At 59.7% G+C, this 20,254-nt stretch carries 19 protein-coding genes and 3 pseudogenes; 10 read left to right on the top strand and 12 right to left on the bottom strand.

The window, feature by feature from the left end:
• Positions 1-111: 111 nt before the first annotated feature.
• Complete coding sequence (locus tag AACY30_RS19175) at positions 112-648, top strand: DUF4946 domain-containing protein (protein WP_339471951.1); 537 nt, start codon at positions 112-114, stop codon at positions 646-648.
• A 112-nt stretch (positions 649-760) separates the two neighbouring features.
• Here the strand turns inward: AACY30_RS19175 and AACY30_RS19170 are convergent, their stop codons facing one another.
• The 3 genes from AACY30_RS19170 to AACY30_RS19160 all read right to left on the bottom strand — a co-directional run bounded on the left by AACY30_RS19170 (position 761) and on the right by AACY30_RS19160 (position 3,834).
• Positions 761-1,126 carry a histone-like nucleoid-structuring protein, MvaT/MvaU family gene (locus AACY30_RS19170; RefSeq protein ID WP_339471950.1) on the bottom strand — a complete coding sequence of 122 codons (366 nt, stop codon included), beginning with the start codon at positions 1,124-1,126 and terminating at the stop codon, positions 761-763.
• Between the two features lie 198 nt (positions 1,127-1,324).
• The gene (locus AACY30_RS19165; RefSeq protein WP_339471949.1) at positions 1,325-2,866 is read right to left on the bottom strand and encodes an EAL domain-containing protein; all 1,542 of its coding nucleotides are present in this window, start codon (positions 2,864-2,866) and stop codon (positions 1,325-1,327) included.
• A gap of 98 nt (positions 2,867-2,964) precedes the next feature.
• Positions 2,965-3,834, bottom strand: a complete 870-nt coding sequence (locus AACY30_RS19160; protein WP_339471948.1) for a LysR family transcriptional regulator — start codon at positions 3,832-3,834, stop codon at positions 2,965-2,967.
• A gap of 107 nt (positions 3,835-3,941) precedes the next feature.
• On the opposite strand from AACY30_RS19160, the gene AACY30_RS19155 reads away from it, so the two are divergent.
• Complete coding sequence (locus AACY30_RS19155; protein ID WP_339540955.1) at positions 3,942-4,835, top strand: DMT family transporter; 894 nt, start codon at positions 3,942-3,944, stop codon at positions 4,833-4,835.
• Between the two features lie 245 nt (positions 4,836-5,080).
• Positions 5,081-6,157 (top strand): 4-hydroxyphenylpyruvate dioxygenase, encoded by a 1,077-nt coding sequence (hppD, locus tag AACY30_RS19150; protein ID WP_339471944.1) that lies wholly within the window; start codon positions 5,081-5,083, stop codon positions 6,155-6,157.
• 56 nt (positions 6,158-6,213) lie between these two features.
• On the opposite strand, the gene rarD is transcribed toward hppD, so the two are convergent.
• From rarD to AACY30_RS19135, 3 genes and pseudogenes are all read right to left on the bottom strand, one after another.
• Positions 6,214-7,095 carry an EamA family transporter RarD gene (gene rarD, locus AACY30_RS19145; RefSeq protein ID WP_339471943.1) on the bottom strand — a complete coding sequence of 294 codons (882 nt, stop codon included), beginning with the start codon at positions 7,093-7,095 and terminating at the stop codon, positions 6,214-6,216.
• Positions 7,096-7,401: 306 nt separating this feature from the next.
• Positions 7,402-8,412, bottom strand: a complete 1,011-nt coding sequence (locus AACY30_RS19140) for an aldo/keto reductase (RefSeq protein WP_339471942.1) — start codon at positions 8,410-8,412, stop codon at positions 7,402-7,404.
• 80 nt (positions 8,413-8,492) lie between these two features.
• Positions 8,493-8,942: pseudogene (locus AACY30_RS19135) on the bottom strand (substrate binding domain-containing protein); the annotation flags it as partial.
• Between AACY30_RS19135 and AACY30_RS19130 the strand changes: the two are divergent.
• Positions 8,940-9,095, top strand: a pseudogene (locus AACY30_RS19130) (SDR family oxidoreductase); the annotation flags it as partial. The pseudogenes AACY30_RS19135 and AACY30_RS19130 sit on opposite strands and share 3 nt — an antisense overlap.
• A gap of 51 nt (positions 9,096-9,146) precedes the next feature.
• On the opposite strand, the gene AACY30_RS19125 reads toward AACY30_RS19130, so the two are convergent.
• Complete coding sequence (locus AACY30_RS19125) at positions 9,147-10,457, bottom strand: MFS transporter (protein ID WP_339469839.1); 1,311 nt, start codon at positions 10,455-10,457, stop codon at positions 9,147-9,149.
• 160 nt (positions 10,458-10,617) lie between these two features.
• Between AACY30_RS19125 and AACY30_RS19120 the strand changes: the two genes are divergently transcribed.
• From AACY30_RS19120 to AACY30_RS19105, 4 genes are all read left to right on the top strand, one after another.
• Positions 10,618-11,724 carry a sugar diacid recognition domain-containing protein gene (locus tag AACY30_RS19120; RefSeq protein ID WP_339469840.1) on the top strand — a complete coding sequence of 369 codons (1,107 nt, stop codon included), beginning with the start codon at positions 10,618-10,620 and terminating at the stop codon, positions 11,722-11,724.
• Between the two features lie 91 nt (positions 11,725-11,815).
• Positions 11,816-12,955 carry a glycerate kinase gene (locus AACY30_RS19115; protein WP_339469841.1) on the top strand — a complete coding sequence of 380 codons (1,140 nt, stop codon included), beginning with the start codon at positions 11,816-11,818 and terminating at the stop codon, positions 12,953-12,955.
• A 53-nt stretch (positions 12,956-13,008) separates the two neighbouring features.
• Positions 13,009-14,073, top strand: coding sequence for a DUF1176 domain-containing protein (locus AACY30_RS19110; protein ID WP_339540954.1), 1,065 nt, complete (start codon positions 13,009-13,011; stop codon positions 14,071-14,073).
• Positions 14,074-14,134: 61 nt separating this feature from the next.
• On the top strand, positions 14,135-14,647 hold the full coding sequence (locus AACY30_RS19105) for a GNAT family N-acetyltransferase (protein ID WP_339469843.1): 513 nt from the start codon (positions 14,135-14,137) through the stop codon (positions 14,645-14,647).
• Here the strand turns inward: AACY30_RS19105 and AACY30_RS19100 are convergent.
• From AACY30_RS19100 to ccoN, 3 genes are all read right to left on the bottom strand, one after another.
• Positions 14,644-15,336 carry an aspartate/glutamate racemase family protein gene (locus AACY30_RS19100; RefSeq protein WP_339427510.1) on the bottom strand — a complete coding sequence of 231 codons (693 nt, stop codon included), beginning with the start codon at positions 15,334-15,336 and terminating at the stop codon, positions 14,644-14,646. The two genes, AACY30_RS19105 and AACY30_RS19100, sit on opposite strands and share 4 nt — an antisense overlap.
• Before the next feature lie 90 nt (positions 15,337-15,426).
• A complete protein-coding gene (locus AACY30_RS19095) occupies positions 15,427-15,636 on the bottom strand; it encodes a cbb3-type cytochrome c oxidase subunit 3 (RefSeq protein WP_339470045.1) in 210 nt (69 codons plus the stop codon).
• Between the two features lies 1 nt (position 15,637).
• Entirely contained in the window at positions 15,638-17,065 is a 1,428-nt protein-coding gene (gene ccoN / locus AACY30_RS19090; protein ID WP_339540953.1) for a cytochrome-c oxidase, cbb3-type subunit I, read from the bottom strand.
• Between the two features lie 300 nt (positions 17,066-17,365).
• On the opposite strand from ccoN, the gene AACY30_RS19085 reads away from it, so the two are divergent.
• Positions 17,366-17,860 carry a hypothetical protein gene (locus AACY30_RS19085; RefSeq protein WP_339469845.1) on the top strand — a complete coding sequence of 165 codons (495 nt, stop codon included), beginning with the start codon at positions 17,366-17,368 and terminating at the stop codon, positions 17,858-17,860.
• 70 nt (positions 17,861-17,930) lie between these two features.
• A pseudogene (locus tag AACY30_RS19080) lies at positions 17,931-18,044 on the top strand (DUF3313 domain-containing protein); the annotation flags it as partial.
• Positions 18,045-18,108: 64 nt separating this feature from the next.
• Here the strand turns inward: AACY30_RS19080 and AACY30_RS19075 are convergent.
• Positions 18,109-19,509: a DUF1254 domain-containing protein gene (locus AACY30_RS19075; protein ID WP_339469846.1), complete on the bottom strand. Its 1,401-nt coding sequence runs from the start codon at positions 19,507-19,509 to the stop codon at positions 18,109-18,111.
• Between the two features lie 156 nt (positions 19,510-19,665).
• Positions 19,666-20,031, bottom strand: a complete 366-nt coding sequence (locus AACY30_RS19070) for a response regulator (RefSeq protein WP_339469847.1) — start codon at positions 20,029-20,031, stop codon at positions 19,666-19,668.
• Between the last annotated feature and the right edge of the window lie 223 nt (positions 20,032-20,254).

The raw sequence follows: 20,254 nt of genomic DNA, 5'->3' as shown, positions 1-20,254 counted from the left end.
CATGATACGCAAGGCCTGCGCCGCGCGCCAAATGAAAAAGGCCACGCAGGCCTTGCGACCAGTGGGGCTGGGGCTCAAACTTTGGCGCTTGAACCTTGGGTGTTTTTCGCAATGATCGAACTTCGTAAACCGTTGTTGAGCGCTGTGTGTTTGCTGTTGGGCAGTCCTTTCGTACTGGCGGCCGACCCTGAGGTCCATTGGCCCAGCGGCTGGCAAATCGAAGAGGTGACGCACGATGGCGACACGCCCGGTAAACCTCGGCCTGTCTCTCGGCAACGGGCGATCAAGAACGATGAAAATGGCGCGACCTTGATGGTCATGGAGTTGACCGGCACACCGATTGACGCGGGGCACACTGTTAATCTTCAAGGTGTACTGCTGGAGATGCGCAAGTCGATTCAGAAAGATTTTGCCAAGGGCGGTTATCAAAGTGTATGCAGCAAGATGCGCCCTACAACATTGAGCCGTCTGGAAGCGCTGGAAACTACTTGTGTGATAACCGAAAACGGGCGTCACGTGCTTTCGCAAACATTGGTCGGCGCGGTTGATGCCGATAAGGCGTATGTTTTTTCATACGCGGGGCAGGCCGAAGCATACGAAGCAAGCAAGGACGAAGTCAGTTCGGTGCGCGATAGCCTGAAACTTTAAGTATGTAATGCCCATCGATCATGAACATGATGAAACGTTATTTAAGTTCGGTTTCGAGCCGCTGAAATAAAAAAGCCCCGCATAAGCGGGGCTCTTTGTTAGTGCGGTGTGATCAGCCGCGCAGCCAGGAATCTACAGTGGTGGCGCCGTACTGTTCTTTCCAGGCCTTGAGGCCACGGTGGTTGCCGCCTTTGGTTTCGATCAGCTCACCGGTGTGCGGGTTCTGGTAAACCTTGACCACGCGTGCACGGCGCTGTTTTGGTGCGGTAGCGGCAGCAGCGCTGGACTTGCCAGGGTTTGGATCAAGGATGGAAATGATGTCTCGCAGGCCTTTGCCATAGCTCTTCATCAGGGCTTGAAGCTTTTCTTCGAATTCGATTTCTTTCTTCAGGCCGGCGTCGTTCTTCAGGGATTCCAGCTGGGCAAGCTGCTCTTGAAGGGCTTTTTCTGCTGCGCGAAATTCGGCGAGTCTGGACAAAATCTGTACTCCAATAATGTTGTTGGCTGATATCAACTGCAGACAAAGCTATAAGCCAAGCGCTTTAAGGCGACCCAAGAAAGAAGTCGTCCTGCGAGTTCTGCACAGGCAGGAAAAATTGTAGTAGTTAATCCGCTGCGAGTAAATCATGTCTTTTGTCTAAATAACATTATTTCAGAGCATCGCGTGTGCGGCTATTCAATGGCTGGCCAGGGATTTAATAAATTCATCGCAGGGCAAAGGCCTTCCGAACAGATAGCCCTGCAGGAAATCCACACCTTGAGTGGCTAGATAATCACGCTGTTCAGCGGTTTCCACACCCTCCGCAACGATGCCCAAGTCGAGCTTGCCAGACAGTTCTATGATGCTGTCCAGAATATGCCGTGATAGTGCATCGGCGCCGATCATGGCGACAAAACTCTGGTCGATCTTCAAGTAGTCCACATTGAAGTTGCGCAAGTAACCCAGGCTGGAATGACCGGTGCCAAAGTCGTCGATGGCAATCATCACGCCCAGTTCATGCAGCGCGTCGAACAAGCGCCGCGTGATATCGCTGGGCTCGATCAACTCACGTTCGGTCAGTTCGAGCACCAGCGTTACCTGGCCCACGGGGAACGCGGCGAGAAACTCCCGACAGTCATCCACCAGTGCCAGGTCCTGGCAATGGCGTGAGGTGATATTTACGCCGATATGAAAGCCAGGGGTGAAGCGCGCGGCCTGCGGCGCCAGTTGCGCGGCGGTCTGACGCAACAGGGCGCGGGTCATCGGCACAATCAGGCCCGAATGCTCGGCCAGGGGGATGAACAGGTCAGGACGCACCAGGCCTTCCTTAGGGTGTTGCCAGCGCATCAACACTTCGCAGCCGGCCCACTCGCGCGTATCACCGCGCACCACTGGCTGGAAATACGGAATGAATTCATTGGCGCCCAGCGCCCGTTGCAGTTCCTGGGTCGGCGCTGAAGAGCGCTTTTGCAGCCAATGCGCCAATGCGCCCGCCAGCACGCCAAAGAACACCACCAGGCTGAACAAGGCCGCATACCGGGCCTGCATGTACCGCCACACTTCACCTGTCGGCATGCCAGCGGTGACGCGGTAGTGATAGCGATCGGATACCAATTCATGATGCGCCACCGCAAAAAAGGGTATGGCGGTGTTATGCACCTTGCCATCAGCCCCTAGCCAATTCGGGCCAACTTGCAGGACCAGGTAGGCGTAACGGCTGATCAAGCGCAGAGCGTTGGTCAGGTGATAGCCATCAATCGACGCAAAAGCGGCCTTGTCGCCGTCGACCAACCGGTAAACCAGTAGAGCGGTATTCGGCGTCACCGGGTTGCCATTCATCAGCCATAAGCGGCCGTCGACGTAGTCATCCGGATTGACCGGTGACGCGTATTTATCGCCAAACAGCGAGCTGCAATAGATATTTTTCTGCCAGGACAAGGTGGTCGCGCGCACAAACGGCCGACGCGTGACCTGTTCGCGCAGGGCCAACTGCGTACTGCTGTCACAAGGTTGCCCCGCCAAAGGCAGCAAGGCCTGGGCGGCGAGTGCGGTGTTATCGAGCATCAAGTCGAATTGGCGCAGGGCTTCCTGGGCTGTCTGGGCGGTGCTTTGCTGCAGGGTGCGTTCGGCTTGCCAGTGCAGGATGACCACCCCGAGTGCAATCGGCAGCAAGGCACTCAAGGACGTGATCAAGTAACGCGTGGCGCGTTTTCGCGGGCCGTTAACGGTCAGGGGCATGAAGTGAACGGCCTGTTGCCTGGGTCAGATTCAGTCGATGATAGTTGGCTTGGCCCAAATAAGCTCGTGGTGCCTAGCCATTTGGCCAGTAGCCAGCGCTACAGTTCCAGGCCTTGGGCAATGCGGATAAAGGCGAGGGTTGCGGGGGAAGACTGGCGCCGGTCCAGTACCGCCAGGCCCACGTGGCGTGGCACACGCGGTGACAGCGCGCACTGCACATAACGCTGGTCGCACCCCTTCGGCAAGGAGGCTTGTGCCACCACGCTCACGGCCTCACCCCGGCTGACGGTTTCCAGCGTGCTCAGCAACTGTGAGCAGCGATAGCGCACGTTTGGCGTCAGCCGCGCCTCGTTGAACAGCCGCACCACCATTTCAGTGGAGCCGGCCTCAGTCAGGGCGAACGGTTCGTTGCACAAGTCCTTGAGGCTAACCTGTTCGCACGCGGCCAGATGATGGTCGGCGGGCAGCAGCGCAACCATCTGGTCCTCGAACAGGGCGAAGGTATCAAAGCGTTCCTGTTCCAGCACCACAAAGCCAATATCGATACGGCGCTCGTCGAGCCATTGGATAACCTGCCTGTCCGGCCCTTCGTCCACATGCACTTCAATGCCTGGGTACGCCAGGCGGAACTGGCTGAGGATCTTCGGCAACAGGTGATTCGAGGCCGTCGGTCCAAAGGAACCGATGCGCAGCGTCCCGCGTTTCATGCCCCGCGCATCCGCCGCTTCCTGTTGCAAGGTGTTCGCCAGACCAAGCATTGCCCGGGCGCGTCCGAGCAATTGCGCGCCAATATCACTGAGTTCCACCTGAGCCTGGTGACGTCTGAACAACGCCACACCCAGTTCCTGTTCCAGGCCCTTGATTGCATGGGACACCGCCGACTGGCTGATACCCAGTCGGTGGGCCGCGCTGGTAAAGCCTTGCAGCTCGGCCACCTGGGAGAATATTTCGAGTTGGGTCAGGGTCATGAGTAATTACTCATTTTACGATGATGATGTATTACCAGAAGAATGGGCCAACCCTCAAGCCATTAGAGCCTCAGCCTGTGCATTTACCCCCGGATCGCATCACTTATATGAAGCTCGCTGCCGTCACCATGATTTGGGGCGGTACCTTCGTGGCCGGTCGCTACCTGGGCGCGGCGGTCGACCCTCTACTGGCGGCCAGCCTGCGGTTTCTGCTGGTCAGCCTGGCATTGCTGGTGTTCATGGGATTTGCGCGCATCCCATTGGCCCATCCAAGCCCAAGGCAGATGGGACAACTGGTGATGCTGGGTTTTTTCGGTATCTTTTTCTACAACGTGTGTTTCTTCTACGGGTTGCACTACATCAATGCGTCGCGGGCTTCATTGATCGTGGCGTTGAACCCGGCGGTGATCGGCCTGGCGTCCTGGTGGTTATTCAAGGATCGCCTGAACACCCGCAAAATCCTGGGTATCGCGTTATGCCTGACGGGCGCCGCCCTGGTCATCGTCAGTCGCAATCCTCACGTGCTGAGCGAAGCGAACAACACTTGGCGCGGGGATTTGCTGATCTTCGGGTGCGTAGTGGGGTGGGGCGTCTACTCGCTGTTTTCCCGAGGGTTGAACCAGAGCCTCGGGCCGCTACAGACGGTGACGTGGTCGATACTGTTGGGCACCCTGATGCTCACCGCGACCACGCTGATCATGGGCCGCGTCTCGGTCGAGGCGATTGGCAGCCTGCATGCCCCGCAAGTACTGAGCCTGGCGTACCTGGGCGTGCTGGGTTCGGCGCTGGCCTATATCGGCTATTACGATGGCATCCGCCAAATCGGCGCGACACGTTCCGGCGTATTTATCGCGCTTAACCCGCTGACAGCCGTGATCTCTGGCGCTTTGCTGCTGGGCGAGCCATTGACTGCGCCGATGCTGGCCGGTGGTACGGTGATCCTGCTGGGCATCTATCTGTGCAATAAACCCCTTGCACGTGCCAGGGCGTTGGGGATTTGATAAGAGTACGGACAAATACGGTTACGCTGTGTAGAATCGATTTACGCATACAAGAATATGACTTGCGCTCACGCAAGCCTCGGCCGTCAGAGACTGATGACACCATGAAGCTACTCGGCTCCCCCCTCATCTTTGGTGATTTCCTCGCCCGCAGTGTGCGAGGCCTCTCCTGTGCGCCGCCCGTGCCTCTCATCCTTGCTGGCAATTGAAACCGTCACTAAACAAGAATGATGAGGCGCCAAATCATGGCAGATCTATACGAAAACCCAATGGGCCTGATGGGCTTTGAATTCATCGAATTCGCGTCGCCGACGCCAGGCACCCTGGAGCCGATCTTCGAGATCATGGGCTTCAGCAAAGTCGCGACCCACCGTTCCAAGAACGTGCACCTGTACCGCCAGGGCGAGATCAACCTGATCCTCAACAACGAACCCAACAGCATTGCCTCGTACTTTGCGGCCGAGCACGGCCCGTCGGTGTGCGGCATGGCGTTCCGCGTCAAGGACTCGCAACAGGCCTATAACCGCGCGCTTGAGCTGGGGGCGCAGCCGATTCATATCGAAACCGGCCCGATGGAATTGAACCTGCCGGCGATCAAAGGCATTGGCGGCGCGCCGCTGTACCTCATCGACCGTTTCGGCGAAGGCAGCTCGATCTATGACATCGACTTTGTGTTTCTCGACGGTGTTGAGCGTAACCCGCAAGGCGCCGGTCTCAAGGTCATCGACCACCTGACCCACAACGTTTATCGCGGGCGCATGGCCTACTGGGCCAACTTCTACGAGAAACTGTTCAACTTCCGTGAAGCGCGCTACTTCGACATCAAGGGCGAATACACCGGCCTGACCTCCAAGGCCATGAGCGCGCCGGACGGCATGATCCGCATCCCGCTGAACGAAGAGTCGTCCAAGGGGGCCGGGCAGATCGAAGAGTTCCTGATGCAGTTCAATGGCGAAGGCATCCAGCACGTGGCGTTCCTCTCTGACGACCTGGTCAAGACCTGGGACGCATTGAAGAAGATCGGCATGCGCTTCATGACCGCGCCGCCGGACACTTACTACGAAATGCTTGAAGGCCGCTTGCCGAACCACGGCGAGCCAGTGGATCAACTGCAAGCACGCGGCATCCTGCTCGATGGTTCTTCGGTTGAGGGCGATAAGCGCCTGCTGCTGCAGATTTTCTCGGAAACCCTGATGGGCCCGGTGTTCTTCGAATTCATCCAGCGCAAGGGCGACGATGGATTTGGCGAGGGCAACTTCAAGGCGTTGTTCGAGTCGATCGAGCGCGACCAAGTACGCCGTGGTGTGTTGACCGCAGACTAAGTGTAAAAAAAGCCCGGCCGAGGATAACCTCGGCCGGGCTTTTTATTGCCTGCCAATCAGGCTCTGCGATGACGTACCAAGTGCTTGAACCCTTCAAACACCAGCACCATCACCGCCAGCCAGATCGGAATGTAGGTCAGCCATTCGCCGCCCTTGATCCCTTCGCCCAAGATCAGCGCCACACCGAGCAACAGTACCGGCTCTACGTAGCTGAGCAGCCCGAACAGGCTGAACGCCAGCAAACGACTGGCGATGATGTAGCTCACCAGCGCCGACGCACTGATCAGCCCCAGCAGTGGAATCAACGCGTACAACTTCGGGTAGGCATCCAACACCGCAAAACCTTGCTCGCCACTCTGCACAAACCACCAGGCCACCGGCAGCATCAGCGCCATATCCAGCCAGAGCCCACCCAGATGATCGGTCTTAAGGTATTTGCGCACGACGAAGTACACCGGGTAGCCGATGACCACCACCAACGTTGCCCAAGAGAAACCACCGGCCTGGTACAACTCGTTGAGCACCCCAAGGCCTGCAAAAAATACCGCGACCCGCTGCAAGTACGAAAGCTGCTCGCCCCACACCAGGCGGCCGGTCAGCACCATGGTGAGTGGCAACAGGAAGTAACCCACCGACACATCCAGGCTGCGCCCGTTCAACGGCGCCCACATGAACAGCCACAACTGCACGCCCAGCAAGGCCGAAGACACCAACACACCGGCAATCAAGCGCGGCCGGTCCGCCAACATCCGCACCAACTCCCACACCCGTCGCCATTCGCCGCTGACGATCATGAATACCGTCATGCAGGGCACGGTGAGCAACATGCGCCAGCCGAAAATTTCCAGGCCACTCAAGGGGGTCAGCAATGATGTGAAGTAATACATCACGGCAAACAACACCGAGGCCAAGACCGATAACACAACACCTTTAGACACACTGTCCTCGCGAAAACCATTGATACACAAGAGGGGGGATTTCAGGAGGGAGATTATGGTGCTTTTGGCGGGAGAGGGTTGCTCTGTTTTGGGGCGGTTTTCAGGAAAATTTCTCGCGGCGGCCCATAAATTGAGCCCGGTCTTGCAGGCGAAGCAGGTGGAATGTGGGAGCTGTCGAGCTTTAGCGGGGCAGCGAAGGGATCACCTCGATGTGCCTGATGAACCGCAGCGCCTGCATCGCAGCCTCGCTAAAGCTCGACAGCTCCAACATTTGATCTTGTGCTCACCACAAAAAGGCTCAATAGCCTAAGCGCGCGCTGCTCGGCCCGAGACGAAGTGCCCCACATCATTAAAGCCGGGGGTGGACGAATGCCCCGGCGTCACCAGCGAATCAATGAACGCTTCATCTTCCGCCGTGATCTTCACATCCAGGGCGCCTATGTAGGCATCCCACTGCGCCTCGGTGCGTGGCCCGACAATCGCCGAACTCACCGCCGAGTTGTTCAACACCCAGGCAATTGCAAACTCGATAATCCCGACGCCGCGCCCTTGGGTGTATTGCTGGATCTGCTGGGCGATGCGCAGGGACTCCACGCGCCATTCTGTTTCCAGGATGCGTTTGTCCTGGCGCGCCGCGCGGCTGCCGACCTCGGGGGCCACGTCCGGGGCATATTTGCCGCTGAGCACGCCCCGCGCCAGTGGGCTATAAGGCACCACGCCCAAACCGTAGGCCGCCGCGGCGGTGATCTGCTCGACTTCGGCCTGGCGGTTGACGATGTTGTACAGCGGCTGGCTGATCACGGGTTTGTCCACGCCCAGGCGTTCGGCCACGCGAATCACTTCGGCAATGCGCCAGCCCCGATAGTTGGACAAGCCCCAGTAACGGACCTTGCCCTGGCGGATCAGGTCGCCTATCGCCGACACCGTCACGTCCAGCGGCGTGTTGTGGTCCTCGCGGTGCAGGTAATAGATGTCGAGGTAATCAGTGTCCAGGCGCGTGAGGCTGGCTTCCAGTGCGTTGAAAATGTGCTTGCGACTCAGGCCGCTGCGGTTGGGAAGGCCGTCCGGCGGGCCGAACCCGACTTTGGACGCCACGATCCAGTCTTGACGTTGCCGGGTGATAGCTTCGCCGACGATTTCCTCGGAGCGTCCGCCCGTGTAGACGTCCGCCGTGTCAATAAAATTGATGCCCTGGTCCCAGGCCTTGTCGATGATGCGCAGCGAGTCTTCGGTGTTGGTCTGTTCGCCAAACATCATGGTGCCCAGGGTCAAGGCGCTGACCTTCAAACCGGATTGGCCCAATGTGCGGTAAATCATGGGTGACTCCTCAAGTCGGGAAGCGTGCCCCCTGCAATACCAGACTCAAAGGCTCTGGGACAAGCCCTCTACGCGTTTCTTCATGTGCTCAGCAAGGCCTGACAACGCACATGTAAAAAACGATGCAGTACCTTCACACGTTCCGATACTTGCAGGCGGTGGGGGCACATCAGGTTGAACGGCGTCGGTTCGCCTTGCCAATCAGGCAGCAAGGGCACCAGCCGACTAGCTTTGATGTCGCGGGCAATATCCAGATTGGCTTTGTAGGCGATGCCGTGACCGGCCAACGCCCAGCGCCGGACGATTTCGCCGTCATCGCTCAAGTAATCGCCCGTGACCTCGACCTCCTGAAGCAGCGCACCCTGGCGAAAGTACCAGGTACTGTTGGCCCGGCCCTGACGCATGTAGCGCAGCGTGTTGTGTTGCGCCAGATCGGCCGGCGTTCCGGGCGTGCCGTGGCGTGCCAGGTAATCCGGGCTGGCACAGGGGGTGCGGTGGTGATCGGGCACCACCGGCAGTGCCACGAGGCTGAAGACCAGCGTCTGGCCATGTTTGCCAAGGCGGGCGGTGGGTTGCCGGTCGGCCGGGTAGGGCAGGCCGAAGAAGTGGCGGCGGGGTATGTAGTGGCCATGGAGAACGGCTTTCTGACCGGCGCCGTCATCGACATCGACGGCCAGCTGTAAACGCCGGACAAACATGTGGCAGCAGGCAAGCCTGCTCCCACACGGACTGCATTAAGCCTTCAGGGTTCGCGTCATCCGCAACGCCAACACACTACCTGCAACAATCACCGCCGCCAGCAGGTACAGCGCCATGTCCGTAGACCCGGTGGCATCCTTCACAAACCCAACGATATAAGGGCTGAGAAAGCCAGCCATCTGGCCCATGGAGTTGATCAACGCCAACCCGCCCGCCGCCGCGCCCGCACTGAGCATGGCGGTCGGCACCGGCCAGAACATCGGCAGACCGGTGAGGGCGCCCATGGTGGCGATGGTCAGGCCGAGAATCGCAATCGCCGGGGTGGTGGCGAAATTCACCGCAATCACCAGGCCGATCGCGCCCATCAACATTGGCACCACCAAGTGCCAGCGCCGCTCTTTGCGCAGGTCCGCAGAGCGCCCCACCAGCAACATGAACACCGCCGCCAGCAGGTACGGAATGGCGCTGAGCCAGCCGATCACCAGGTTATCGCTGAAGCCCAGGCTCTTGATGATCGACGGCAGCCAGAAATTGATGGCGTACACGCCGCTCTGGATGCAGAAGTAGATCAGGCCGAACGCCCAGATCGCCGGATTCTTGAATACCTCAGCCAAGGAGTCGGTGGTGGTTTTGGGTGTGTTCGCCAGGTCGGTGGCCTGGTCGGCTTCCAGCACCGCCCGCTCGTGGGGCTTGAGCCACGTGGCGTTGGCAAAGCTGTCGCTGAGCAGGAAGTAGGCGAGGGCGCCCAGGATCACGGTCGGAATACCCTGCAACAGAAACATCCACTGCCAGCCCGCAAGACCACCTTGGCCGGCGGCGAAGTGGTTGAGGATCCAGCCGGAGAACGGGCTGCCGAGCAAGCCGGAGACCGGGATCGCCGACATGAACAGCGCCATGATCCGCCCACGGCGGAACGTCGGGAACCACTGCGAGAGGTACAGCACAACACCGGGGAAGAAGCCGGCTTCAGCTGCACCGGTAAACAGGCGCAGGGTGTAGAAATGCGTCGGCGTGGTGACGAACAGCAGGCAAGTGGACAGTGTGCCCCAGACGATCATCATCAATGCAATCCAGCGGCGCGGACCGAACCTGGTCAACGCCAGGTTGCTCGGTACGCCACACAGCACGTAGCCGATAAAGAAGATCCCGGCGCCGAGGCCGTACACGGTTTCGCTGAATTTCAAGGCATCAAGCATCTGCAATTTGGCAAAGCCAACGTTTACCCGGTCGAGGTAATTGAACAGGTAGCAGATGAAAATGAAGGGGATCAGGCGCAGGGTGATGCGTTTGTAGATGGCGTTTTTATCGTCATCGGTGGCCAGTGCGGTAGCGGCGCTCTGTGACATGGCGTTCTCTCTTTATTATGATTTTTCGCGACGCGAGGGTAACGTTGATCGCCCAAAGAGTCTCGGCCACCTGGCAGGCTGCTGTCTTTGTGCTTGCGCACAGCCAACCCTGCTTTGCGCTGTGCCTATGAACAACCCGCTTTCTAAGGAATTTAGCCCCATGTTCGAGCTGGATCATGACTTGGCGCAGAATATCGTCGATCGGACCATGGCGATTCTGCCCTACAACGTCAACGTCATGGACAGCCAGGGCCTGATTCTCGGCAGCGGTGAGCCTGAGCGTATCAACACCCGCCATGAAGGCGCGCAACTGGTGCTCGCCAATGGCCGCGTGGTGGAAATCGATGGTCAGACCGCCAAGCACCTCAAGGGCGTGCAACCGGGCATCAACCTGCCGCTGATGCACGACCAGCGCCTGATTGGCGTGCTGGGCATTACCGGCGAACCGGAAGGCCTGCGCACCTACGCCGAACTGGTGCGCATGACCGCCGAAATGTTGGTGAGCCACCGCCACCAGCAGGCCGAACAGCAATGGCGTCGTCAGCGTTGTGATGACTTGCTCGCCTTACTGTTGGCCGAAACCGGCGACTCGCCGCGCCTGGTGGATGAAGCCCAACAGTTGGGCCTAAAACCGCAGCTGGCGCGCACGCCATATCTGTTTGAGCTGGGCGCGGGGCAATCGGCAGAGGCCTTGAGTGCCTGGCTGACCTCGCGTTATCCGGACAGCTGGTGCGTCAGCTCGGCGCAATACTCATTGCTGTGGTGCCGGCCGGCGTCGGTACAGGTCGATAATCCTCGCTTGCTGGAAAAACTCGAAGGGCTGGGCTGGAATATCCTCCGTGTGGCCGTTGGCGGGCAAGCGGACGGGCTGGCTGGGTTGCGCCGCTGCTATCGACGCGTGGGTGACCTGCTCGCCTATGGTCGCGATGTATTGCCGCAGTCGCGCTTGCTGACGCTCAACCGTTATCGCCTGCCGGTGATGCTCTGGCGCCATCGAAATGATGATGCGCTCGATGAGTTGCTCAACCCGTTGCGCAAAGTCCTCGCCAAGGACAGCAACGGCCAACTGCTGGCAACGCTGCGCAGTTGGTGCGAACACGACGGGCAAAGCCAGGCCTGTGCCGATGCGCTGGGCATTCACCGCAACAGCCTGCGTTACCGCATGGAGCGCATCGCCGAACTCAGTGGTGTCGACCCGCTGACCCTCGACGGCATGCTCGCGCTCTATCTGGGCGTGCAGCTGCTGCCCCAGGCTTTGTCGCAATGAACAACAAAGCGCATCCGTACTTGTGCATTGGACTGGCGTCAGCGGCGGTGCCAACTGGCAGCATGGGCGTTATAAAAACCGGAGAAAGCCCATGAAAATCATCATCGCCCCCGACTCGTTCAAGGACAGCCTGAGTGCCGAGGGCGTCGCCCTGGCCATTGCGGCCGGGTTGGCTCAGGTCTGGCCGAATGCACAGTTGATCCAGTGCCCGATGGCGGATGGCGGTGAAGGCACGGTGGATTCGGTGCTTGCGGCCTGTAATGGCGAACTGCGTCGCCAACGCGTGAAAGGCCCGCTGGGTGGCACGGTTGAGGCGCGCTGGGGCTGGCTGGCCGATAGCCATACCGCGATCATCGAAATGGCTGAAGCCAGCGGCCTGCAGTTGGTACCGCCAGGCCAGCGCGATGCGTGCTCCAGCAGCACCTACGGCACCGGCGAACTGATCCGCGCTGCGCTGGACCTCGGCGCCCAGCGCATCATCCTGGCGATTGGCGGCAGTGCCACCAACGACGGTGGCGCCGGTGCGATGCAGGCCCTGGGTGTGCAACTGTTTGACGCTGAGGAACACGCCTTGGCGCCGGGTGGCTTGGCGCTGTCCGGTCTGGCGCAGATTAACCTTGAACAACTCGACCCACGCCTGGCCCAGGTACGCTTTGAAATTGCCGCCGACGTGAACAATCCTCTGTGCGGTCCCCAGGGGGCGTCTGCGATTTTCGGCCCGCAAAAAGGCGCCAATCCCCAGCAAGTCCAACAGCTGGACGCCGCCCTCGGTCACTTTGCCGACCACTGCGCCAAAGTGCTGCCCAAAGACGTGCGCGACGAACCCGGCAGCGGCGCCGCCGGCGGCCTGGGCTTTGCCGCCAAAGCGTTCCTGGGTGCACAGTTCCGTGCCGGCGTGGACGTGGTTGCCGACCTGGTTGGCCTGGACGCCGCCGTACGTGGCGCCGACCTGGTGATTACCGGCGAAGGCCGTTTCGACGCCCAGACCCTGCGCGGCAAGACGCCGTTCGGCGTGGCGCGGATCGCCCGGCAGCACAACGTGCCCGTTATCGTGATCGCCGGCACCTTGGGCGATGGCTACGAGCAGATGTACGCCCACGGCGTGGACGCCGCATTCGCCTTGCCTTCCGGGCCGATGAGCCTGGAGCGGGCGTGCAGTGAGGCGCCGCGCCTGTTAACCGAGCGGGCGGCAGACATCGCGCGGGTGTGGCGCACCGCTTCCCGGCACTGACGTAACGCCTCCTACATGGGATAATTCGCGTCTTTTCGACACGGAGAGTCCCCATGCTGCGCCCCGCACTCCTGGCCATGATACTGACCGGCGCCACCGCTCCAGCCTTCGCACAAGCCCCCTCGGAAACCGTGCCACTGCTGCGAGAAATCAAGGAATGGGTGGTCGGTTGCGACAACGTGCGCAACTGCCATGCCCTCAGCGCACCCAGCGGCGTTGATGAAGAGGACTACAGCTCGCTGACGTTGCACCTCTGGCACCAAACCGGTCCGCAGGGGTATCTGCGCCTGCGCTTGGATCACCGTGGTGAACCCGTGGACCTTTCCACCTTGCTGCTGGACGGTCAGCCGCTGGGCCTGGCGTTGATCCACGATTTGCACGTTGAGTTGGACGATCAGGGCGGGGATCCCGAGGTGCAGTCCTATGGGGTGATTGAGGACGCTTCGGCACGGCGCTGGTTACAGCGTTTGCGCAACGGTCAGCAACTGCAGTTGCCAGGCGATGAGCACGCGCATGTGTCATTGAGCGGGCTGAGTGCTTCGCTGTTGTTGATGGATGCGGTGCAGGGACGCGTGCATAACGTGACGGCGCTGGCCCGACCCGGTAAGGGCGCGGCCAATGAGGTGTCGCCACGCCTGCCGACGCCGGTGCTGCGCACATTTGTGTCACCGCCGCCGTTAAACGCGCAGGAGCAGGCGGGCCTGGTAGCGGTCGCGTTGAAGGCGGCCACGCCCGAGGAGGGGGACTCTGAAGCACAAGCAGGTGCCTTGACGGCGCAGCAAGCGATGACCGTGGTGAGGTACGACTGTGCGGCCTACAACTGTGAGTACGACGTCAACAGCCGCCAGCGACAAGCGCCCTACGCAGAAACGCCTCTCAATGTGCAACCGTTGCCCCTGGATGGCGCCGCGCTGCAAGGCTCGGTGTGGTATGACGAAGCCTCCGGCACCCTGAGTTATTTCTACAAGCAGCGTGGAATCGGTGATTGTGGTGGCGCAGGCTCCTGGGTGTTTGACGGCGAGCGTTTCCAGCTCAGCGAGTTTCACATCATGCCGCGCTGCACCGGGGTCGCTTCGGGGGATTGGCCAGCATTGTGGTCGACCACGCCGGCGCCCTAGCCATCGGGCAGGCTTGGCCCCTACACTGACCGGCCACGTGTTTTTCAAAGGATGAAACGCAATGCACACACCTGAACCCCATATCGTCATCCAGCGCTTCACCGAGGCCCACCTTGAAGGCGTCGCTGCGCTCTATAACGAACCGGCTGTATGCCGTCAGGTGCTGCAAATGCCTTTCCAGTCGGTCGAGGCGTGGCGTAACAAGCTGGTCCAGGACAATGAGCGCCGGCTACAGTTAGTGGCGGTGCATGGGGGTGAAGTGATCGGCCAGCTGGGTCTTGAGCAGTACCTGCGTGTCCGCCGGGCCCACGTTGGGTCCTTCGGCATGGGCGTCGCGACGGCGTGGCAGGGCAAGGGGGTTGGCTCCCTGTTGTTGACTGCCGCGTTGGACGTCGCCGACAACTGGATGAACCTGCGCCGAGTAGAACTTACCGTGTACGCCGACAACGAAGCGGCGCAAGGGCTGTACCGTAAGTTCGGCTTCGAGGTCGAAGGCGTATTGCGCGATTACGCCCTGCGCGACGGCAAACTTGTCGACACCGTGAGCATGGCGCGTCTGCGCAAGTCGGCTTAATTCCCTAAGGCAAACGCCACCGCAGCGGCTGCATGCAGCTCGGTGGTGTCCAGCAACGGCAGGTCGCTGTGTTCGGGCTTGATCAGCAGGCTGATTTCCGTGCAGCCGAGGATGATCGCCTGGGCGCCACGTGCGGCCAGGGACTCGATCACGCCTTGGTAAACCTTGCGTGACGCATCACTGATCACGCCAACACACAATTGCTCATAGATGATCCGGTGCACGGCCTGGCGCTCGTCCGCCTCAGGCACCAGCACGGTCAAACCCTGGGCGGCCAGGCGCGACGTGAGGAAATCCTGCTCCATGGTGAACGCGGTGCCGAGCAGCCCGACCGTCAGCGTGCCAGCTTCCACGGCCGCCGCGCCCGCCGCATCGGCAATATGCAGGAACGGAATCGACACCGCAGCTTCAATACGTGGCGCCACCAAATGCATAGTGTTGGTACACAGCACTACACATTCAGCACCGCCCGCCTGCAACCGGCGCGCGGCCTCTTCGAGGATCAGCGCGGCGTCGTCCCAGCGGCCGGCGTGTTGGGCCTGTTCCACTGGGCCGAAATCCACGCTGTACATCAACAGTTGCGCCGAGCGCAACGGGCCGAGCGTGTCGCGCACGCGTTGGTTGATGAGGCGGTAGTACTCGGCGCTGGACTCCCAGCTCATGCCGCCGATAAGGCCGATGGTGCGCATGCGATGCTCCTGACACGGAAAGTCGCTTCACCTTACGCATTGACGCCTGCATAGTCATACGCAGTTGTCCGCGAAATGGCCGGTGCAGTTTCACATGTTCTGGTTGACCCAGCCCGGCTTGGCCTCTTGCGGCGCCACCGCGTTGATCTGCTTGCCAGTCGCCTGCTCCACGCGCCGCGCCGCCTCCGGGTCATCGGCGAAAGGCATCAAGCTGGCGTCGTCCAGGCTCTTGTCCGACTGACCGCGCAAGCAGTACTCCACCGCGCCATACAGGCACACCACCATCAGCAAGCCCCACATATCAGGCGATCTGCGCATCAAGCTGGGCCAGTTTCAAGTCCGCGACGCGTACCGTGCGCCAGGTGTTGTAGGCCATCAACACCATCCCGGTGAGAAAGAACACGCCACCGGCAAACCGCACCACAAACCCCGGATGACTGGCCTGCAAGGCTTCGACAAACGAGTAAGTGAGGGTGCCGTCATCGTTGATGGCCCGCCACATCAGGCCCTGGGTAATGCCGTTGACCCACATCGAGGCGATGTACAGCACGGTGCCAATGGTTGCCAGCCAAAAATGCAGGTTGATCAGCGCCACGCTGTGCATCTGCTCGCGGCCGAATACCTTGGGGATCATGTGATACAGCGAGCCGAAGGTGATCATCGCCACCCAGCCCAGCGCTCCGGCGTGCACGTGGCCGATGGTCCAGTCGGTGTAGTGGGAGAGGGCGTTGACGGTCTTGATCGCCATCATCGGCCCTTCGAAGGTCGACATGCCGTAGAACGCCAGGGACAACACCAGGAAGCGCAGGATCGGGTCGGTGCGCAACTTATGCCAGGCACCCGACAACGTCATCATGCCGTTGATCATCCCGCCCCAGCTCGGCGCCAGCAGAATCAGCGACATTGCCATGCCCAAGGACTGTGCCCAGTCCGGCAGGGCGGTGTAGTGCAAATGGTGCGGCCCGGCCCAGATATACAGGGTGATCAGCGCCCAGAAGTGCACGATGGACAAGCGATAGGAGTACACCGGCCGTCCGACTTGTTTCGGTACGAAGTAATACATCATCCCCAAAAAGCCAGTCGTCAGGAAAAACCCTACGGCGTTATGCCCATACCACCACTGCACCATGGCATCCGTCGCCCCGGAATACACCGGGTATGACTTGAACCAGTCCACCGGGATCGCCAGGTGGTTGACCACGTGCAGCATGGCGATCACCAAAATGAATGCGCCGAAAAACCAGTTGCCCACATAGATGTGTTTGGTTAAGCGCCGCACCACGGTGGTGAAAAACACAATGGCATAGGCCACCCACACCACGGTCATCCACACTGCGCCGGAGAACTCGATCTCGGCGTACTCCTTGGTGGTGGTGTAGCCCAGCGGCAGGCTGATTAACATGATCACGATCACCGACTGCCAACCCCAAAAGGTAAACGCGGCGAGGCGGTCGGAAAATAACCGCACCTGGCAGGTACGCTGTACCGCGTAATAGCTGGCGGCAAACTGCGCGCTGCCGGCAAAGCCGAAGATCACCAGGCTGGTGTGCAAAGGGCGCAAGCGGCCAAAGGTGGTCCAGGGTAAATCCAGGTTCATTTCCGGCCAGACCAGTTGCGAGGCGATCCACACACCCATGGCCATGCCGACCACGCCCCAGACGATGGTGGCGATAGCGAATTGGCGGACGACTTTATAGTTATAGGCCTGTCCGATTGTTGCTGTGCTCATGCTCAGTCCTCCCACGGTTCCACGTGGCGGCACTGTAGGAAGCGTGGTTAAAACAAAACAGACTCAGAGGCACCTCATTGCAGCGGATCAGTTGCCAATATGCCTGCAGTCTGTGGCCCAGAAATTCCAAGCCCTTGGCGTCATTACGGCTCATGCCCAATGGGAATGGCGAGGTGCTGACCGTTAAGTCAGACACGCCGGCCACTGCACTTCGTTGTTTTGCCGGCGTTAGTCGCGCGGCCGGCCACCGCATCTGCCATGATTGAACTTCGCAACCTGGCTCACCGGAGGAGATCCGCAATGGACGATGTACAGCAACTGGGCGAGATGCTTCGTCATTACGCCGATAGCGAAACGCATAAAAAACAGCAGTTCGACGTGCAGTCGGCCCGCTGGGCGCAAAAACTCGACGCGTTGTTCGGGCAGATCGAGCAATGGCTGGAACCGGTGAAAACGGTGGGGTTGCTTGAAGTGCACCGTGAGCCTTACGTGGCCAGTGGCCCAAGCATCCCGGTGGAGACGTCGACCTTCAAGACCGAGAAACTGACCGTACAGATCACCGGCAAACCGGTGGAGTTCGTGCCGGATGTGATGGGGGTGGGTGGGTTGATCTCCGTCTCCGTCATGGGGTTGACTGCCGCGCGGCATGGCAGCGTTTCCCTGGTGTTGCCTGCGGATAAAAACGATTGGCTGTGGAAGAAGACCAATGGCCTTAAAGACCCGGACACGTTCGGCTTTGACGCGAACTTCCTGGCGTCGCAGTTGCAGAGCCTGATTCCTCGCGAACGCGGCTGAACGGCAGGTGATTGGAGCGGGGCTATACCTACAGCTCAATGTTCCAACGCCGACCGCCAGGAGTTCAATAATGAGATTAAGGCAAGTCATTACCGTGCTGTGTGTCGCTTCGCTTGGACTGGCGGGCTGTGCCAGCAAGATTGCGCAACCCGATGAATACGCGGGTTTTCTCTCGGACTTCAGCTAACTGAATGAAGCCCATTCGCCCTGGCCGGCTCGTTGTGGTCACAACTGCCGGCCAGTCGCTGCTACTTCAGGGGTGTCAGGGGTGGGAGCTTCCATTGGCCATTAACCGCTTCCGGCTTGGGCAGGTAAATGCGCAGTACCGCGTAGAAGGGCGCGGGCGGCGCGGGCAGCCAATTGCTCTGTTCAGCCTTCGGCGGCTCGTGGTGTTGCAGCGCCAGTGTCACGCCGCCGTCAGCGTCGCGCTTGAGGTTGGGCAGCATCCGTGAATTGATCAGGTAGCGTTTCTTGTGGTTGGGCACCAGTTGCCCGTTCTTGGCTTCATACATCGTCAGCGACCAGAACGCATCGGCCGGTGGCAGTTGGTCTTTGGCAAAGTGGACGGTGTAGCTATGACGCGCACCGTTGGCCGGTTTGCCTTCGCTATCGACGGAGTAAGTCATGTAGGTGACTTCTTCAGCCGAATTGCCGAACAAACGCTGGATAGCGCCGGCGTAGCGGTAGAGGTAGTTGTTTTTCAGGCGATCACGGCTGCCATGCAGTTCGCCACTGGTGACCTGAAGGGTGTCGAGCTTGTCTTTCTTGAATGCTGCAAACTCGGCTTTGCCATCTGCGATGCCTTGTTGCAGGGCTTTGCGTTGTTCCGCGCTGAGTTGGCTGACCTTGAAGGGCGCGCCAGGCGCGATGCCGATGGTGGCAAAGCGGGCCAGCAGGTCTTTCTCGCTGTCCTGAGGTTTGGCGTAGGCGAGCATAAAGTTCAGGTAGCGAAACAGTTGCGGGCTGTCTGTCATGGCCGCCGTGGGCTTGGGCCACTCGATCTTTGCCACCTTGGCCGGTGCGGCTTGCTTCACATAGCCGCTCAGCGGCTGCACCTTGTAGCCGTTCTGGATTTGCTTGACCTTGTTCAGGTCTTTTTCATCAAACAACTGCGTGCGGTAGAGCGCGTAGACCAGATTGCTTTCGCTGTAGATCACCCGGTCCACATCCACAGGCTGCTGGCCCTTCCAATCAGGACCCGCGACCATGTAGTGGCCGCCATGGTTGCCGGTGCTGCGAGTGCCCAGGTACGCAATGTTCTGGCTATAAAGGTCGATCAACTGCACCGAGTAATAGCGATCGTCCTCAATCCCGGGCAACGTCAGCACCATCGGCTCCCTGCGCAGGTCCATCCAGACGAAGGAATAGGGCGTGTCAGGGTTCGCCTTGGCCTGCGTGGTGTGTTTCGGGCTGAGCACTTGGGCGGAATGCCCCAGTCGGTTGATCGGCGCCTTGAAGTTGGCGCCGCCTTGATCAACAGCCTGGGTATAGAGCGTCTTGTACATCTCCACCACCGGGTAGCCATACAGGTAGGCTTCCTTGGCAATCGCCCGGGCCTCACTCGGTGTTGCCGTGAAGTCAGCCCAGGCGCCGGTACTCATGAGTATCGAGAGGCTCGCCAACAGCAGGCGCGTCGGTTTTCCAATCATGTTGTTGCGTCCTTCGTGAGTGCGTTTTGAAGAATGAGTAGGGTTGGCGCGGAGAAACGCTGAGTTTCCGGTTTTATTAGTCGAAGGTCACGTTAATCTCTGAGCATCTGACGCAAAAATGCCGCCCATGAAGGCGGCACTGAAGACAAGCCGGGATTACAGCGCAGGCAACATCGATTTGACTTTGTCGCGCAGTTGATCGATGGAAAATGGCTTGGCGATGACCTGCATGCCTGCAGACACGTCGATATTCTCGGCATAGCCGCTGGCGAACAGGATTGGCAGGGCAGGGCGCAGTTCGCGGACCTTGGTCGCCAGTTGCTTGCCATCCATGTCTGGCAGGCCAACGTCGGTCATCATCAGGTCGATCACCTGGTCAGTGTTTTGCACCAGTGCCAGCGCCTCTTCGGCATCGGCCGCCTCTACCACACTGAATTCCAACTCCTCCAAGACATCGACGATGAGCATGCGCACGATGGCATCGTCTTCGACGACAAGAATGGTGGAGGTGACTGCAGACATAATCGAATTCCCAAAAAAGGCGAGGGTTTACACGCGGCCGTTCTGACAGGCCTCTTCCTTGAGTAAGCGGGCACTCATGACAAGTTCCCGCTGGCCGTAAAAACAATGCGATAGGAAAGACTAGAGAGAATAGCGGGTTCCTTCGCAGGAATCTGTACAAAACCGTTCTAGAAAAATAGTCTTGCCCGCCACTTTGCGGCAAACTCCCGGTTTTTCCACCTTT

The sequence above is a fragment of the Pseudomonas sp. RA_5y_Pfl1_P24 genome (genome assembly GCF_963970945.1).
GTDB lineage: Bacteria > Pseudomonadota > Gammaproteobacteria > Pseudomonadales > Pseudomonadaceae > Aquipseudomonas > Aquipseudomonas tritici.
Note: the sequence above shows the minus strand (reverse complement) of the source record. Positions and strands in the feature narration are given on the sequence as shown.